2 protein-coding genes are annotated in these 1057 nt (G+C 62.7%); one reads left to right on the forward strand and one right to left on the reverse strand.

The annotated features are described in order from the left end of the window. Positions 1–401 precede the first annotated feature (401 nt). Entirely contained in the window at positions 402–728 is a 327-nt protein-coding gene (locus AC1DY5_RS56805) for a helix-turn-helix domain-containing transcriptional regulator (protein ID WP_478122899.1), read from the reverse strand. 112 nt (positions 729–840) lie between these two features. On the opposite strand from AC1DY5_RS56805, the gene AC1DY5_RS56810 reads away from it, so the two are divergent. Beyond that, positions 841–1057, forward strand: a 217-nt coding sequence (locus AC1DY5_RS56810; protein ID WP_478122900.1) for a DUF4372 domain-containing protein, incomplete at its 3' end; no start/stop codon positions are given.

The following is a 1057-nucleotide window of genomic DNA, read 5'->3' on the forward strand; positions in this document are numbered from 1 at the left end:
GCCGACGCGTCGCGCCGCTCGAGCGCATGCACAGCGTCGTTCCTCAGCATCACCTCGCGGCCGTGTTCGAAGATGTCGAGTTGCATCGTTTCACCCGTGCATCAAGGCGACTCACCCATGGATTGCAAAGAGGTTCGTGAGGGATMCGATACAGGGTGAGGTCGCAAGGCCCAAGGCCGCTAGCTGCCAGTCCTCGTGGTCTCCCGCTTCGGCCGCCCGCGCGGCATGCCGCCGTGGCGGGTGGTCGTTGCGTCCAATTCTTGCGGTCATGGGCGTCTGCCTCGGGTCTGCCGACCTCCATTGCCGTGCTCAGATACCTTCGTGGTTGGCGACAATTGCCTTGTCCAGTGGACAGGGTCGTTGGCGCCGGCCACTTCACGTGCTCCATCAACACGGTGCCTCTATGCGTGGGCCTGCACCGCGTGCACTTCGAATCCCACGCCGAGCCGCTGACGAACTGCGCTGAAGATCGCGGCCAGGTTGTCCATGCTCGGATTGCCCTGGGGTGACAGCATGCGGTGCAGGCTCTTGCTTGGCTTGTGAGTCGCCTGCGCAAGCTGCTCGAAACCGAGGGTCGCGTTGACCAGGTCGCGCAGGATCAGGCGTGCGGTCTCGGCCTCGCCGTTCAGGAACAGCGTAGCCGCTTCGTCCAGCAGGGCCTTGGCGAAGTCCGGATCTCGCTCCACGCGCTCGATCACCGTGTGTTTGAAATTGCGGGTCAGTGCCACTCTTGTCCAAGACAGAAGGCGTTGAGCCATCCCGATGCGTGGGGTAAAAAGTTGTCGCCAAACGAACTTCCACCCCACTCACGAGAGGCCCAACGTGAAAGCATCATGCAGCATGTTCAGTCAGATCCTCAAGTTGATCCCGCGCATCGAGTTCGAGCACATCGTCAAGCGCACCCAGGCTGAATACGCGTCCAAGGGCTTCTCCAGTTGGGGCCAGCTGGTTGCGATGCTGTTTTGCCAACTGGGCCGGGCCCACTCGCTGCGCGAGATCGAAGGCGGGCTCAAGAGCTGCGAGGGCAAGCTCGCGCACCTGGGCATCGAAGCGCCGG

Source organism: Variovorax sp. P4_D9 (assembly GCF_056401695.1).